Source organism: Enterobacter cloacae complex sp. BZL2005 (genome assembly GCF_049238885.1).
Taxonomy (GTDB): domain Bacteria; phylum Pseudomonadota; class Gammaproteobacteria; order Enterobacterales; family Enterobacteriaceae; genus Enterobacter; species Enterobacter roggenkampii.
Genome location: NZ_JBMKGI010000028.1, coordinates 1 through 15,549, shown reverse-complemented (window position 1 = coordinate 15,549; position 15,549 = coordinate 1). Strand labels below are relative to the sequence as shown.

18 protein-coding genes and 2 pseudogenes are annotated in these 15,549 nt (G+C 54.0%); 17 read left to right on the top strand and 3 right to left on the bottom strand.

The features are described from left to right. The first annotated feature begins 242 nt into the window (after positions 1 to 242). The 3 genes and pseudogenes from ACOTXI_RS23720 to ACOTXI_RS23710 form a co-directional block, all read left to right on the top strand. On the top strand, positions 243 to 773 hold the full coding sequence (locus tag ACOTXI_RS23720) for a hypothetical protein (protein WP_013087127.1): 531 nt from the start codon (positions 243 to 245) through the stop codon (positions 771 to 773). An 18-nt stretch (positions 774 to 791) separates the two neighbouring features. Beyond that, the gene (locus ACOTXI_RS23715) at positions 792 to 1,568 is read left to right on the top strand and encodes a site-specific integrase (protein ID WP_023327688.1); all 777 of its coding nucleotides are present in this window, start codon (positions 792 to 794) and stop codon (positions 1,566 to 1,568) included. A 201-nt stretch (positions 1,569 to 1,769) separates the two neighbouring features. Continuing rightward, positions 1,770 to 2,027, top strand: a pseudogene (locus tag ACOTXI_RS23710) (site-specific integrase); the annotation flags it as partial. Between the two features lie 243 nt (positions 2,028 to 2,270). Here the strand turns inward: ACOTXI_RS23710 and ACOTXI_RS23705 are convergent. Then, positions 2,271 to 3,281, bottom strand: coding sequence for a RepB family plasmid replication initiator protein (locus ACOTXI_RS23705; protein ID WP_015572055.1), 1,011 nt, complete (start codon positions 3,279 to 3,281; stop codon positions 2,271 to 2,273). Between the two features lie 740 nt (positions 3,282 to 4,021). Between ACOTXI_RS23705 and sopA the strand changes: the two genes are divergently transcribed. Next, positions 4,022 to 5,188 carry a plasmid-partitioning protein SopA gene (sopA, locus tag ACOTXI_RS23700; RefSeq protein ID WP_023327689.1) on the top strand — a complete coding sequence of 389 codons (1,167 nt, stop codon included), beginning with the start codon at positions 4,022 to 4,024 and terminating at the stop codon, positions 5,186 to 5,188. Beyond that, positions 5,188 to 6,153, top strand: a complete 966-nt coding sequence (locus tag ACOTXI_RS23695) for a ParB/RepB/Spo0J family plasmid partition protein (protein ID WP_023327690.1) — start codon at positions 5,188 to 5,190, stop codon at positions 6,151 to 6,153. The genes sopA and ACOTXI_RS23695 overlap by 1 nt, the downstream gene beginning before the upstream one ends. Positions 6,154 to 6,802: 649 nt before the next feature. On the opposite strand, the gene ACOTXI_RS23690 is transcribed toward ACOTXI_RS23695, so the two are convergent. Together ACOTXI_RS23690 and umuD are read right to left on the bottom strand one after the other, a co-directional pair. Continuing rightward, positions 6,803 to 8,074 (bottom strand): Y-family DNA polymerase, encoded by a 1,272-nt coding sequence (locus ACOTXI_RS23690; protein ID WP_421633980.1) that lies wholly within the window; start codon positions 8,072 to 8,074, stop codon positions 6,803 to 6,805. Beyond that, complete coding sequence (umuD, locus tag ACOTXI_RS23685; RefSeq protein ID WP_013087136.1) at positions 8,074 to 8,505, bottom strand: translesion error-prone DNA polymerase V autoproteolytic subunit; 432 nt, start codon at positions 8,503 to 8,505, stop codon at positions 8,074 to 8,076. Before umuD ends, ACOTXI_RS23690 begins: the two co-directional genes overlap by 1 nt. A gap of 231 nt (positions 8,506 to 8,736) precedes the next feature. Here umuD and parM point away from each other — a divergent pair, with 231 nt between their 5' ends. From parM to ACOTXI_RS23625, 12 genes and pseudogenes are all read left to right on the top strand, one after another. Continuing rightward, entirely contained in the window at positions 8,737 to 9,708 is a 972-nt protein-coding gene (parM, locus tag ACOTXI_RS23680; protein WP_023327692.1) for a plasmid segregation protein ParM domain-containing protein, read from the top strand. Between the two features lie 2 nt (positions 9,709 to 9,710). Then, complete coding sequence (locus ACOTXI_RS23675; RefSeq protein ID WP_023327693.1) at positions 9,711 to 10,373, top strand: plasmid partitioning/stability family protein; 663 nt, start codon at positions 9,711 to 9,713, stop codon at positions 10,371 to 10,373. 2 nt (positions 10,374 to 10,375) lie between these two features. After that, complete coding sequence (locus ACOTXI_RS23670; RefSeq protein WP_013087139.1) at positions 10,376 to 10,639, top strand: hypothetical protein; 264 nt, start codon at positions 10,376 to 10,378, stop codon at positions 10,637 to 10,639. 28 nt (positions 10,640 to 10,667) lie between these two features. Further along, positions 10,668 to 10,871 carry a hypothetical protein gene (locus tag ACOTXI_RS23665; protein ID WP_013087140.1) on the top strand — a complete coding sequence of 68 codons (204 nt, stop codon included), beginning with the start codon at positions 10,668 to 10,670 and terminating at the stop codon, positions 10,869 to 10,871. A 374-nt stretch (positions 10,872 to 11,245) separates the two neighbouring features. Beyond that, positions 11,246 to 11,713 (top strand): hypothetical protein, encoded by a 468-nt coding sequence (locus ACOTXI_RS23660; protein ID WP_023327694.1) that lies wholly within the window; start codon positions 11,246 to 11,248, stop codon positions 11,711 to 11,713. A 522-nt stretch (positions 11,714 to 12,235) separates the two neighbouring features. Continuing rightward, positions 12,236 to 12,928, top strand: a complete 693-nt coding sequence (locus tag ACOTXI_RS23655; protein ID WP_023327695.1) for a DNA methylase — start codon at positions 12,236 to 12,238, stop codon at positions 12,926 to 12,928. After that, positions 12,925 to 13,146, top strand: a complete 222-nt coding sequence (locus tag ACOTXI_RS23650; protein ID WP_013087144.1) for a hypothetical protein — start codon at positions 12,925 to 12,927, stop codon at positions 13,144 to 13,146. The genes ACOTXI_RS23655 and ACOTXI_RS23650 overlap by 4 nt, the downstream gene beginning before the upstream one ends. Before the next feature lie 55 nt (positions 13,147 to 13,201). Next, positions 13,202 to 13,624, top strand: a complete 423-nt coding sequence (locus ACOTXI_RS23645; protein ID WP_023327696.1) for a DUF1380 family protein — start codon at positions 13,202 to 13,204, stop codon at positions 13,622 to 13,624. A gap of 356 nt (positions 13,625 to 13,980) precedes the next feature. Further along, a complete protein-coding gene (locus ACOTXI_RS23640; protein WP_008502215.1) occupies positions 13,981 to 14,409 on the top strand; it encodes an antirestriction protein in 429 nt (142 codons plus the stop codon). A 42-nt stretch (positions 14,410 to 14,451) separates the two neighbouring features. Further along, positions 14,452 to 14,862 (top strand): DUF1380 family protein, encoded by a 411-nt coding sequence (locus ACOTXI_RS23635; RefSeq protein ID WP_023327697.1) that lies wholly within the window; start codon positions 14,452 to 14,454, stop codon positions 14,860 to 14,862. 50 nt (positions 14,863 to 14,912) lie between these two features. After that, positions 14,913 to 15,047: pseudogene (locus ACOTXI_RS23630) on the top strand (hypothetical protein); the annotation flags it as partial. 245 nt (positions 15,048 to 15,292) lie between these two features. Continuing rightward, positions 15,293 to 15,549: hypothetical protein (locus ACOTXI_RS23625; protein WP_421766148.1), on the top strand; the 257-nt coding region annotated here is incomplete at its 3' end.

Genomic DNA, 15,549 nt, shown 5'->3' with positions numbered 1-15,549 from the left:
AAGACATCAATCATCTGCTCTCCAATGACTAGTCTAAAAACTAGTATTAAGACTATCACTTATTTAAGTGATATTGGTTGTCTGGAGATTCAGGGGGCCAGTCTACTACTGATAGCCGACAGCAGCATTTAATGAGTGGTCGGCTGGACACCCTCTGGCGGCCACATGTCACTCGATAGTGTAGTCCGGCGGGATTTCTCCCTGAAGATGATCCAGACATTAACGTAAAGGATACAGGAACGATGTGTAAACTGACCGGTTTTATAATGGGGCTGACGATCCTGCTGGGTGTGACTGCACGGGATGCAGGGGCGGCAACGCTCAGTGAAATGCGGATGGTTAATGCCAGTCAGAAACCCGGGATGGTGATTATCTGCAGCCGGACCTCGGAGATTCCGCAGAAAGGTGAATCCCCCGTTCGTATAGAAAGTCTCCTCAGGGGCGTGGTACTGCAGAACGACGGTGATCGCATGATGTTTGACGTGACCTATACACAGCGAAACGCTGAAGAGAGTATTCCTTTTCGTACGGAAAAATACCGGCTGACCACTGAGCTGGAAGCCACCCGCCAGAAAATGGCCATCGATCCTGAGACGATAGAACTATCGCTTCCGCGTGCCCGCGGTCTTGAAGAAACTTTTCTCGCGGGGATGAAAGCAAGCCCGGTTTCGTTTGAAGATTACACCAATTACCGTGTCAAATCTGCTACCGAGTATCTGATCCTGCCGGGTCCGGCATCCCCGGATGCACCGGTGATGCACTGCACACTCTAATGACAATGGTGACATAACATGATGCCAGCACTGCCAGGCCATAGCGGGGCTTTTTCCTCTGCTCAGCTGCCGGTGGCCATCGATTACCCGGCCGCGCTGGCACTGCGCCAGATGGCGCTCGTTCAGGACGAACTGCCGAAATACCTGCTGGCGCCGGAAGTGAGCGCCCTGCTCCACTACGTGCCCGATCTTCACCGTAAGATGCTGCTGACCACCCTGTGGAACACCGGCGCCCGTATTAACGAAGCACTGGCCCTGACCCGGAGTGATTTTTCCCTGGCCCCGCCCTACCCGTTCGTGCAACTGGCAACCCTCAAACAGCGGGTGGAGAAAGCGGCCCGAACGGCCGGCCGTGCTCCGGCCGGCAGCCAGCCTCATCGTAACGTTCCGCTTTCCGATCCGCAGTATGCCCGCCAGCTGGAAATGATGGTGGCCACCCTGAAAATACCGCTGGAACGCCGGAATAAGCGCACCGGCAGAACGGAAAAGGTGCGCATCTGGGAGATCACCGACCGTACCGTTCGCACCTGGCTGGGCGAAGCTGTTAAAGCGGCAGCCGCCGACGGGGTGACGTTCTCCGTGCCGGTGACGCCACACACGTTCCGCCACTCCTACGCCATGCACATGCTGTATGCCGGAATTCCGCTGAAGGTGCTGCAGAGCCTGATGGGGCACAAGTCGATCAGCTCGACGGAAGTCTATACAAAGGTATTTGCTCTCGATGTTGCTGCAAGGCATCGTGTGCAATTTTCAATGGCAGAGGCTGATGCTGTTGCCATGCTGAAAAAAAGATAACTAAATTTGTCAAAATTTACAGACAGTTGTAATGACATCCACTTATTCGATAATAAATTAATCTTGCGTTACGTGAAAACTGATAGGGGTCCAGGCTGTACCAGGCCGGAATTCACGTAACGCACTTTACGTCTTCTTCATTACTTACCTTTTCGTTCCGATCCTGTTCATCCCTGCATTGCCCCCTTTTCTTCATAACGCATTTCACTGTTGCCGAAAGCCCATGGGGTCGACTTTGCGACCGCGGCCGCACTCAGAAGGATGGCCACTTTAACCGGCGCCACCCTGGCGTACCTACTCGTCCCCGAAGTGAGAGCCCTACTCTTCTATATGCCGGATCTTCACCATTAAATGCTGTTCTCTACTTTCTGGAACACGGGAGTGCGGATCAGTGAATCCCGGACGCTGCCCCCGGAATCCTTTGATCTCGGTGGGTTAAGACCCTTTGTGAAAGTACTGGGCTAAGGGCATCCGCCCTGACGAACAATATTGACTAAGTGATGAAAGTAAACATATCGCAGTGAAGATGTTGAGCAGACTGCCCGCTCTTCCACACACCGCAGTCAATATCAATACTCTGGTAGGCCTATCCACATATCGCAGTCAAGGCAAGCAAAACCTAAACGGAATGATGAATCAGTATAAATTGACTGTGGTATGCGCTCTGCATACCACACTCAACAAACTCTAAAACGGCATTCCTCAGTCATTTCCCGGTTTCACGCTGGCGAGCGCTTTTGCTAGTTTCTGAGGATCAATACCTGCAGCCTTCAGGGCTTTAATAACTTCGTCATAGTTCTGCTCAGGTACTTCCTCTTCCGGCTCACGGGGAACAACGACCTTGCTACTGATGAGTTTCGGATTACGGTAATGCACGCTGAAGTAGGTGGCCCGGCCGCGTTTGAATTCGGTGTAATCCAGATAGCCGATATCCTTCAGCTGCGCCATGGCTTTGCGCACCGTGTGGTTCTGCGTGTAGAGGTTAGACGTCAGGTTGAGTCTGTCTCGCATACGCTTCATGGAGATGGGGGCCGGATTCTGTGGCAGACTTTCAATGTAGGTATAGAGTGCCTGTGCGGACTCCTTGCGCTGCAGGGCATCAATGGCTTTCAGACGCAACAGGACCCGCCTGTCCATCTGATAAAGCTCAAAGAGCTTGGGCTCTGCCCTGATCTCCACGACATCGGCAGTGATGTCGTAATAGGCAGACTGAACCAGGTGCGTAGTCCACCCTTTCGTTTCACTCTGAAACTTGAGGGTTACGGATGCCAGCTTGAACAGGGAGTTGCTTATCCTGTCACGCATTTTCTTGTTAGAGCGCCGGGAGTCAAAGCCACACATTTTAACAAACTCAACAAAAGACAGCTTGAGCGTGTCATCCTTAACGCCAAAATCATACATTGAACGGATGATTCCAAGCCAGACTTTGAAGTCCGTATCCATATCGAGGCGCGATCCGGTGATCCTGACATCGGTATACCCTTCACTCCGGGCAATGGACAGCTGTACGAGCTCCTCAGTCGCATCCGTGACGTTTTTGCGGTTCGTCTTACTCCTAGAGGTCGATTTGAGGGTAGGAACGAACAGACCAAGCCTCATGAGCGCAACAGGCTGAACAGTACTGGCGCTGTTGACATCCAGCTTAACAACTTCACCCGTTGTCTTATTGACCTCCTGAAGATTCAGGGGTAACTCATTATTTTCCATAGCCATTTTATTAACCCGCGGTTATCCACAAACGAAAGTATATACGCATATCACAGTCAACGGAAATACATACCCCAGTTAATACAATTGCATACCGCAATAGTTGATCTCGCACACAACAGTCAACATACCACACACCACAGTTAATGAAGATAGTCTCCAGGATCAGGCGTAGCGGGGCGCTAAACGATCCGGGGATCTCTTTTTGATCTCAACATGATCTCCTTAAGGATCAATTACTGGATCGAAATATGGAATAACAGCCAGCATCCAATACATATGGACCACTGACATGACACAATGTGAATCTTGGTACAACAACCCAGTAATACAACACCAGGAAAGGCAATAGTCTTGACTGTGATATGCAGAAAAATGCATGTCATTACTCTTCCCTATTCCTATTCAGCTTCATACCGCAGTCAATAATCTGCATACTATAGTCAATTCCTTACCATTCAGTTCCTTCCAGTGGAGCTTCGTTAGCTTCAGAGCGTCAGCCACACCTTGTTAGTACGGAGTAATTCCGCTTCCTCGACGCATGCGCCTACGCGCGCATACTTTCTGCGGCGAGCGGATGATATTGACTGAAGCATGCGGCAGCCTTTCAGGCGGATGCTGAACTGAACAAGACTATATTTTGATCGGCTTTGCAATATTTAAGACGGTTTGCAACTTTAATGTTGCTTTGCGCCTTTTACCAAGATTTAATAGATTAATGCAAAGATAATAATAAGGAACAAAGAATGGGACTGATGGAAACGCTTGACCAGTGCATTACGGCCGGTCATGAAATGACGAAAGCTATCGCGATTGCACAGTTTAACGATGATAGCCCGGAAGCCAGGAAAATTACCCGTCGCTGGCGTGTGGGTGAGGCCGCCGATCTGATTGGCGTTTCTTCTCAGGCAATCCGTGATGCAGAAAAAGCAGGACGCCTTCCCCATCCTGATATGGAAATGCGTGGACGTGTAGAGCAGCGGGTGGGCTACACCATTGAACAAATCAACCATATGCGGGATGTATTTGGCACCCGTCTGCGCCGTCCTGATGACAGCGTTCCGCCCGTCATCGCGGTGGCAGCACATAAAGGGGGTGTCTATAAGACATCTGTATCTGTACATTTGGCACAGGACCTGGCGCTGAAAGGGCTGCGAGTACTGCTTGTCGAAGGGAACGATCCTCAAGGCACAGCCTCCATGTACCACGGCTGGGTCCCTGATTTGCATATCCATGCCGAAGACACACTGCTGCCTTTTTATCTTGGTGAGCGCGATGATGCAGCCTATGCCGTCAAAGCCACCTGCTGGCCGGGTCTCGACATCATACCTTCATGCCTGGCTCTGCACCGCATTGAGACAGAACTAATGGGAAGGTTTGACAACGGGAAACTGCCGACAGAACCTCATATGATGCTTCGCCTGGCCATCGAAACAGTGGCCCATGATTATGATGTCATTGTTATCGACAGTGCACCGAACCTCGGTATTGGTACCATCAATGTCGTCTGTGCTGCAGATGTACTCATCGTGCCAACGCCAGCAGAGTTATTTGATTACACCTCTGCCCTTCAGTTTTTTGACATGCTGCGCGACCTGTTAAAAAACGTGGACCTGCAGGGTTTTGAACCTGACGTTAGAATTCTTCTGACCAAGTACAGCAATAACAATGGCTCACAGTCACCCTGGATGGAAGAACAGATCCGCGATGCCTGGGGAAGCATGGTACTGAAAAACGTTGTTCGCGAGACCGACGAAGTCGGTAAAGGTCAGATCCGTATGAGAACGGTGTTTGAGCAGGCTATCGATCAGCGCTCATCTACAGGAGCCTGGCGAAATGCGCTGTCTATCTGGGAGCCTGTCTGTAATGAAATTTTTGATCGCCTGATTAAACCTCGCTGGGAGATCAGATAATGAAACGTGCACCAGTCATTCCAAAACATACCGTAAAAGATATCCGCCCCGAAACTGAACCTTCAGCGGCACCCGCTGCACCGATGGTTGATTCATTAATTGCACGGGTTGGAGCCATGGCCCGCGGGAATACCATTCTGCTTCCGGTTTGTGGCCGGGAAGTGAAATTTATTCTGGAAGCGATCCCGGGCGAGAGTGTTGAGACGGCATCAAGAGTCTGGTCAGGTAATGAACGTGACCAGGAACTACTGACCGAAGACGCGCTTGATGATCTGATTCCCTCTTTTATGCTGAGTGGTCAACAGACGCCTGCGTTCGGACGAAGGGTAGAAGGTGTCATTGAAATTGCTGATGGTAGTCGCCGTCGTAAAGCCGCCATACTGACATCATCAGATTATCGTGTTCTCGTCGGGGATCTCGATGACGAACAGATGATGGCTTTATCACGGCTGGGTAATGATTATCGTCCTGTCAGCGCTTATGAACGGGGCAACCGTTATGCACAGCGGTTGGAAAATGATTTTAACGGCAATATCTCTGCTCTGGCTGAAGCTGAGAATATTTCCCGTAAAATCATCACGCGTTGCATCAACACGGCCCATTTGCCAAAATCAGTGGTTGCCCTGTTTACTCATCCTGGTGAACTTTCCGCCCGCTCAGGGGAGACGCTGTACAAAGCATTTTCGGGAAAAGAAGCTTTATTGTTGCAACGGACACAACAGCTTCATGAGCAAAAGAAAGCGGGAGTTATCTTTGAATCCGAGGAAGTTATTGGTTTACTGACGGATGTTCTGAAAGAGCCATCAGGTAAAAAAGTAAACCTTAATACCCGTCATCAATTTGTACCTGGTGCGACAGCCCTATACAAAGGCGATAAGGTGATTTTTAATCTCGATAAATCTCGTTTGCCTGCCGAGTGTATCGAGAAGATAGAAACCATACTGCGCGACTTACAAAAAGTTTAGCCTGTTTAATGATACACGCGAGAGTCTTCATTAATTTCCAATATCCTTAATGCGTTACATGCTGCTTCGGAATATATACATCCGAAGCAGTTATTTTCTGCACTATAGCCCAGTGTTGTAAAAAAGATCTGTTTACTTCTCCCAACCTGATTGTTACCACAATCTAAAGATCCAGTTTTTTCTAGTTTTCCTTAACTAGTTCCGCAGTTCACCCCTCAACCTGCATATCAGAACTCAGACGGTAACCCATCCCGGAATACTGATTTCATACACCAGATTAACTGGGACCACGGTCCCACTTCCTACTTGCGTGTCAGAACTCACCCGTCAAGCCCGCTTGGAATATCGATTCCACACGCCGGATTTAACTGGGACCACGGTCCCACCTCCTACTTGCGTGTCAGAACTCATCCTTCAACCCCGCCTGGAATATCGATTCCACACGCCGGATTTAACTGGGACCATGGTCCCACTCTATTCAGCTGTTTCTATCACAATACAGATTTTGAGATTGTTACTGTGATTCCTGTATTAGGTGCGTAAGAAGATTATGTTCGTTTTGTTCCCTGGTGCTTCCTCGCTCACTCGCGGGCTTCACCCTGTCGTTCGGCTGCGGCGAGCACTACTGGCTCTCTCAGAAAAGCAGAATTTATCTGATCCTCGCAACGGGAATATCTTTCCAGCGGGTGGTGTACGCAGGGGAGAGCATATCGCGTTTCATTTGCCATGATGGCGCTATCCCTCGCCCGGCAAACCAGATCTGTCCCAGACCGGAATGATTAATGCCATCGAGAACCTTCATCAGCTCAGCGCTGTGAGGACGTGGCGGACGTTCGTCGAACAGCTGCAGCTGCGAAACGCCGGAGCCGGTGAAGTCATTCAGCATCACACCGGCTTTGGCATACAGGTGCCCATCCTTCCAGATACGCTCCAGAGCCGTTGTGGCGGCCGCAATAATGTCCCGGGTGTCCTGAGTGGGTGTAAGCAGTTTCTCCGTGGCCACGTTGCCGTAGTAAGGCTCTTTAACGGCGAACGGAGACGTTTTGATGAAAACGGAAATATGCCGGCAGTACTGGCGCTCTTTCCGCAGCTTTTCAGAGGCCCGTTCTGCGTACTGACAGACAGCCTGGCGGAGCGAATCGTACTCCGTGATTTTCTCTCCAAAGCTGCGGCTGCAGACGATCTGCTGTTTCGTCGGTGGTGCTTCCTCAAGCGACATGCAGCTTTCCCCGTTCAGTTCGCGTACTGTTCGCTCGAGAACGACGGAGAAATTTTTGCGTATAAAGGCCGGGTTCGTCAGGGCCAGATCGAGCGCGGTCCTGATACCCAGTACATTAAGTTTGCGTGCAATACGGTTTCCCACGCCCCAGATCTCTTCGACCGGCTGCAGTGAAAGCAGTTTCCGCGTTCGCTGAGGATTCCCCCTGGTCAGGGCGAGCACACCACGAAACTGTTTCCACTCCTTTGAGGCCCACTGGGCAGATTTTGCCAGGGTTTTCGTCGGCCCGGCACCCACGCCGATGGTCAGACGGGTACAGTCATACACGTGCTGGCGCAGCTGCCGGCCGAAGTCCTCCAGGTCCATGCAGTGCTCAACGCCGGTCAGGTCGAGGAACATCTCGTCAATCGAATACTGTTCCACCCTTGGGGCCAGCTCCTCCAGGCAGCTCATCACGCGCGCTGACATCGAGGCATAAAGTTCATAGTTGCTTGAGAACGCGTATATTTTTTCCGGATACGTTTCGTTTTTCATCTGAAACCACGGCATGCCCATTTTGATCCAGGGCTTTGCCTCGGCACTTCTTGCGATAACGCAGCCATCGTTATTACTGAGCACCACAACCGGCTTTCCTTTCAAATCCGGGCGGAAAACACGTTCGCAGCTGGCATAAAAGCTGTTCACATCGGCCAGGGCAAACATCAGTACATCTCCCTCGGGCGGTGGATGATGTGCGTGACGACGCCAAAGATATCCAGATCGTCCGGGTCGGGATAAATCGGCGGCCAGGCGGCGTTCATTGGCTGCAGCGTCAGTCGTGGCGTCAGCAGAAGCCGTTTAACCGTAAACTCCCCCTGCACACTGGCCACAACAATATCGCCGTGCCGGGGCTTCTCTGCACTGTCCACAACCAGCAGATCGCCATTGTAAAGGCTGCCGTCGGACATGCTGTCACCGCTGGCACGGAGATAGTAAGTCGCGCTTGGGTGCCGTATGCAGTAATCATGGAGATCCAGGTCGGACTCGACATAGTCAGCGGCAGGGCTCGGAAAACCGCAGCTGGCCAGGTCTGCAAACAACGGATGGGCCTGTGGCGGGAGTGCTTTCCCGGTGCTGAAAAGCTGCAGTTTCATCTTTCCTCCTGACGTCTAAATATACTGGATATGCATACAGTATATTTAACAGCGTGAGGATAATCCAGATCACCTGCTTCATGAACAGGGTGAGTAACCTAAGTTACTCAAAATGCTATTTAATATCATTATGGGACATTTAAATTACTCATAATGAGAAGTATGGCTTTTATTTTGCCATTTTGCTCTTATAATATGTATCAAATTGAGTTTAATTGACGGAGCATAATGATGAATATTTACTGCGATGATGGTTCAACTAATGTTAAGCTGGCATGGTTTGAAGGAAACGAGCTGCAGACCCGGGTTTCTGCTAACTCCTTCCGGCATGGCTGGAAAGTGGCGGAATTCAGTGCCGCAACGTTCAACTATCAGGTGGGCACGCTGAAATACACCTGGGACAGCGTCAGCCGGGATGCCATCCCGACAACAAACGTGGAATACCAGTACGGTGATCTCAACCTGCTGGCCGTGCATCATGCCCTGCTGAACAGCGGACTTGAGCCGCAGCCGGTGAGCCTGACCGTGACGCTGCCCCTGAGCGAGTATTATGACGGGGACTGCCAGCGGAACGAGGAGAACATCCGACGCAAACGAGAAAACCTGATGCGTGAGCTGGTTCTGAATAAGGGCAGGGCATTTACCGTAACGGACGTGAAGGTGATGCCTGAATCACTGCCGGCGGCGTTCTCCCGTCTCGCGGAGCTGAAGCCCGGACCCGCTGAGACCACCCTGATTATCGATCTCGGCGGAACCACGCTCGATGCCGGCGTGATTGTCGGACAGTTTGATGATATCAGTGCGGTACACGGCAATCCGTCTGTCGGCGTGTCACAGGTCACCCGCGCAGCTGCAGGCGCGCTGCGGGCTGCAGACAGCGAAACCAGCGCGCTTATTGCTGACACGGTCATCCGCAACCGCAATGATCGTCAGTATCTGCAGCGAGTGATCAACGATGCCGGAAAAATTGACGATGTTCTGAACAAAATTACAGAGGCAATCACTTCCCTGGGCGCGCGTGTCACCAGTGAGCTGACGGTCTTCAGGAGCGTTAACCGGGTATTCCTGGTCGGGGGAGGGGCATCCCTCATTGAAGAGGCTATACGTCAGGCCTGGCCTCTGGCTCCTGACCGTATCGAGGTTATCGGCGATCCGCAGCTGGCGCTGGCCAGAGAGATTGCCCTTTACAATAAAGAGGACTAAACGTGCCGGACGGCCAGTATTCTTTCTATCTGCACAGCGACGATCGCACCGACATCACGGCGATGGCGACCATCAGCACCATCTCACAGCCCCTGCGCGGTGACTTCATTCGGACCGCCGCCACCGCCGGGGCGGTGATGTACCAGACGGATGCCCGTTTACCGGCGCTGATCCCGGTGTTCTTTGACGGACATCTGAGTGCCATCCGGCTTTGTGCCGTGATGGCCCTGGTATCCGGCACCTGGTCTTCACTCTCAGGGCTTCCTGATGAGCCTGATGGTGGCGTGGCTGCTCTGGCCATGTCACCGGAGACGGAATACCAGCGCCGGCGTTACACCCTGACGCTTCAGGATGACCGGAGCAGTGAACGGGTTGAGCGTGTGCTGACGGGCGTGTCATCCCGCCTGCGCGGAGAGCTGCTGAGAAACCTGATTATCACCGGTCTGGCCCTGCATACGACCGCACCGGAGCTGCCGCGTCTGCTGGCCAGTATGCCGGTACCGCCCGGCACGGTCAGCGAGCTGCAGGTTCTGGTTCAGCAGATGGCTGGTACGGCTGACGTGAGTATGGCTGCAGTGCCGGAGAACCCAGCGGAGCCTGCCGCACCGGTATCCGCTGAAGCGACCAGCATAAAGAAAAATATGCGCCGGGCATTCGGAGACTAAGCATGTCAGTGATTAAACAAAAAGCAGTGCAGTGCATTCATAACTTTCTGCGCGCCCGGAACGTGCCTGAATCTCAGTGGCCGGAACGGGTCAAAAAGACCGGCAGGGGAATGATACTGGCAGGCGTGGCCGTCGTGGTTCCTGGCGTTCTGGTTGATAACATCTCACTGCCGGTGACAATCGCGATGCAGGTCTGCTATGCCTCACTGATCGGCCTCGGGGTTCTCCTGGCGTTTGACGAGAAAAAACCAGAGGGGCGGGGATGAATATGAACATTAACCTGAAGGAAACAGTATGCAGCTTGAAGAACTGACAGGAGACGAACGTACGCTGGTCGTTGTGGCACTGCAGGCGTTGTTCCGCGAGAGATTATCCGCATCAAATGCCGTCTTTACGGTATGTAGCCTGTCCGGAAAAGAGCAGCCGCCGGAAGATATTTTTGGGCTGCGTGAAGTAGAGGATGCGCTGAGACGTATTGGTGCAGCTCCTGCGCGTTAAATCCGGTCCCGTACACTTCAGAAAAAAACGGCAGGGTGACATCTCATCCCTGCCGTCAAAACTAAACGCTTAATTTTTCGGCGATTATAATGTATTGTTTTGTGATGTAAATCACATTTTAATTTAATGTGAAATTTTTCCTCCGCTTTACATCTCCCGTAAAAAATTACCCGCCGTGCCTTCACGCTAACCCGGCCGCTGCGGTCGCAAGGGTTCACGTTGTCTCCGTCCTCACCCGTTCGCGCCCTGCACGGTGCATTCAGCCCGTGAAGGGCTTGCGCTGCGGCTTCGGCGTCGCCCTGGCGTCCTCCGCTTTACGCCGTGTTTTTGTGGCGGCACGGCGCAAGAGGGTGCCGGATGCTGAGGACACAACCATGTTCAGACTGACCTGTATTGAACTCGATAACGGCGAGTTTGCCGTCTATATCAATCACCATTACCTGGGGAGTGAAGATGCCAGCGGAGAGCGACTTTCTCTGGGGGAGGTTCTGGAGCAGCTCTCCCTGCTGCCGGGCGTGGAATTACAGACCCTGCTGGAACCCGTACCGGAGTGCGATGACTGGTGCTGGAACGACATCGCTGATCGCGTCCTGCCGTCGCGTCCTGCATGTCGTGATGATGTGACGGTGGCAGGGCTCATCGCCAGGCTGAAGCAGTACCCACCGGATGCACTGTGTATGGGGACGTTCTGGCTGGAAGATGATTTTCTGTCCCTCGATGGCAGTCTGTCGGAGGAGGAAATTGCAGAAGCCATGCGTATCTGCGACCACAGCCACGATGCAGGCATCGGTTTTAACTGGGACACGCTGCAGTTCGCTATCGACCACGTGAAGGGGCGCTAAAAAAAAGGACACCTTCCGGGGAGGGGTGTCCTGAAATGTGTCATATTCGTTGTAAGTGAAAACCCATCAGATGTTTTCGGCACAGATAATTGCACAATCGCTGCCTTTTTTCACCTGCCATATATCCGACTCAAAAAAAAGACGTCTCCGGTCGGGGACGTCCTGAAATCAAAGGCACACATGTAAGATAACGGCGCGAATCCATTATCAGTGTGCATTCTGCCATACCTTGTCTGACTCATCAGCTACCAGAACCGGTAACAAAGGTTGTCGGTTCTCTCCGCCTTATTGCCGCCAACCGGCGGCGAGTTCAACGCCGTGCCTTCACGCTAAACCGGCCGCTGCGGTCACAAGGGTTCACGTTGTCTCCGTCCTCACCCGTTCGTACCTTTCACGGTGCATTCAGCCCGTGAAAGGCTTGCGCTGCGGCTTGCGGCGTCGCCCCTGCGCCCTCCGCTTTTCGCCGGGTTTTTGTGGCGGCACGGCGCAAGAGGGTGCCGCATATCAGAGAGGAGTGTGTCTATGTCCCGTTTTATTCTGGGTGACTGCGTGCAGGTGATGTCCCGTTTTCCGGCGCGTGCCGTCGATTTTATTCTTACCGATCCACCGTACCTGGTTGGCTATAAGGACCGTACCGGCCGCACCCTGGCCGGGGACAACTCTGCCGAATGGCTCCAGCCCGCCTGTCATGAAATGTACCGCGTGCTGAAAAATGACAGCCTGATGGTGAGTTTCTATGCCTGGAACCGCGCGGATCTGTTTCTGAATGCGTGGAAAACGGCCGGTTTCCGGGTGGTTGGCCATATCGTCTTTGCCAAGAGCTACGCCTCAAAATCGACGTTCGTGGGTTACACCCATGAGAGTGCCTACCTGCTGGCAAAGGGAAGGCCGCAAACCCCGGACCGTCCCATCCCGGACGTGATCCCCTGGAAATACACGGGCAACCGACATCACCCGACGGAGAAGCCGGTGCAGAGCCTGCGGCCGCTGATTGAATCGCTCACGCGTCCGGGGGCTATTGTCCTTGACCCGTTCGCCGGCAGCGGCTCCACCTGCGTGGCAGCCGCCGAAGCCAGCCGCCGCTATATCGGGATCGAGATGCTTGAGCAGTACCACGCCGCCGGCGTTCGACGTCTGGCACAGGTTGAACGGGCAAGAAGGATGCCGGCGGCCAATGACGGCGCGTTTTACCCCGACTATCCGGAGGCGGCATGAACTACCCGGGCCTTGAACACCTGCGCGCGGACGTGGCCGCGCTCAGCAATGCCATGTGTGACGTGCGGATGCTGCTGAACCGCCTCGAATCGCAGCACCGGCACGACGCGGCAACGCTTACCGAACGTATGGCTGCGCAGACTCTGCGCCGGATCAACACCCTGCTTCTTGAAGCCTACCGCGAAGCCCTGGTGCTGGACGAAACCTTTCAGGACTGACTGACCCTGCCGGGCTGATGCCCGGCCTGTAACCCCTAACAAGAGAGAAAAAACGATGTACGGAACCCGCGAAGAACTTTGTGTACAGCTTGAAAACATGTTCACGTTTGACGAACCCCTGGTCCTGCTGGTCTGGACGGAAGAGGGGATTAGCGTGGCCTGCCGTGAAGCCCAGCCAGAACCGGACGGGACTGAAATCCGGAATCTGATGAAGGCGATCGGCGAAATGAAAATGACGCAATACCGTCAGGAGGGGGTAAATAATCTGACTGTCAGCGATCTCCTGGCCCGTCAGCGCGAAGCGGCAAACCGTCAGGTGAGTGTTCCGGCGGTACTCCTGTCCCGCGTCCTGCGTAACTATGAATGCGAGCTGGAAAACCGGATCGGTATGGCCTGGGAAGCCGGGCGGCAGGAGCCTGAATCCGTCAGGAATGAGCTGAAGGACGTTCACGCATTACAGGAGACGCTGGCCGCGTAAGGGAGAGAGCCGGGGTAACGCCCCGGCAACCGGTGGCCATCCACTGCGAAAAGGATGTCAGTGCCTTCCGCTTTTATCCGCCGCTGCCCTCCGGGCCACGTCGGGACAATGAAACTCCTCTGAAGCTCCGTGCGGTGACGGCATGCGCCGTGACTTCACTGTAGCCCGGCCGCATCGGCCACAAGGGTTCGCTTACGCCTCCGTCCTCACCCGTTCGCACCCTTCACGGTGCATTCAGCCCGTGAAGGCTTTGCGCTGCGGCTTGCGGCGTCGCCCCTGTGTCCTCCGCTTTTCGCCGGTCTGTCGTGTCGTCACGGCGATGCCGGAACCGAGAATATGTTAACCGTGGAGGATCTATGAACCAGACCGTGACCTGTGATGCTGTTCGTCTTGAGGGTGCGCAGCGCCTGACTTTCCTGCCTGATTTGTTTGGCGGCGATTTTATGACGTCCGAGGCATCCGTGTACGCCTACGCCCAGCGTTACTGCCCTGAGTATCAGGGGGGATTCTGGCAGTTTTACCGGCTGCCGGAAGGCGGCGGATATATGGCGCCTGACGTGGAGAGCCTGACCCTGTGCAATCCGGACAACTGGTTTGAGCAGACTGTCAGCGGGGAAGTGGCGGGGATCATCCTCACGGCGCTGGTACTGAATCACCGGAGCTGGCACCACAGCAACCATGACCATGAAGAACTGTGCCGCCACTTCTGCCGTCGCTATGAGCAGCTTATGGCATTTGCTGACACCCATCCGGAAAGCGCCACCATCTGGCGTGCCCTTGACTGACTGACCACGGGCGGCGATGCCGCCCGATAAAAGGAGAAAAACATGATTGGTACAGCAAGAGAAATTGCCCTTGAAATGTTCAGACATTCCGACCTCGATGGCGAGAAATACGTTTTCGCCTGCTGGAATCGAAATGACATTCGTTGCGTCTGCCTTGACTGGGATTTAACCGATGAGGAACTGGATGAAGTCCTGCGTCGGCTAAGCTCATGCCTTGAAAGTGGCGCTGATATCGGCCAGATACGGGCGATTGTCGAAACCATGCTCGATGAGCGACGCGAGAAGCGAACCGTGACTATTCCCGCGAAATCGCTGGCCTTAGTCATGCAGCTTGCAGGACGGGAGATGCAACGTATCGCAGTATGCGCGGAGGATGGCGGCGGATCAGCTGAAGAAACCCTGAAAGAAGAAAACGACGTCATGATGCGCCTGCGCGAGGCGCTCGATGCCTGACAGAAAAGCCGGAGGCATTGCCTCCGGAAACAGAACAAAAGGAGAACACCATGCAACTGTCACCGGAAACCCGCAGTATCCTGCGCCAGTATAAAACGCTCATCAACGAGCGACGTCGCGAATCAGGACTCAGCCCCGTAACCACAGCGAAAGTGCTGGATGAGATCTGCGAATCGGCTACCCGCTAGTGCGCCGTCTATCTTTGCGGCCACTTCATTCTCCAGGGCGGTCAGGGGGATGGAAAGTAAATAATCCGGGCGGGGCATAGGCGCCGCCTGTTCGCGCGCGAAAACCCTGTCATCCCTTCGGGCTGACGGTCGGTAAGGTCAGCGCCTGCGGCGCTGCCCCCTCCCGCCCTGATGTAAGCCCGTGGAGATGTACATGAAAGGCATTGTGAGGGCAAATTGTCACTGATACGGTCCTGCGTGGCGTGGCGTGGCGTGGCGTGGCGTGGCGTGGCGTGGCGTGGCGTGGCGTGGCGTGGCGTGGCGTGGCGTGGCGTGGCGTGGCGTGGCGTGGCGTGGTTGTCGGCTCTGAAACCCGATCAGCAAATCCTCTGAAAAAACCAGAATCCCACTTCTGGCCCCCTTCGGCTCCCGGCCAGCGCTGCTGTCCGGTCGTCGAGCCCCACTCCGCCAGGGCGGCCGCTGCGCATCCGCCGGGCTCCGCCGAACCCCTCCGGGTTTC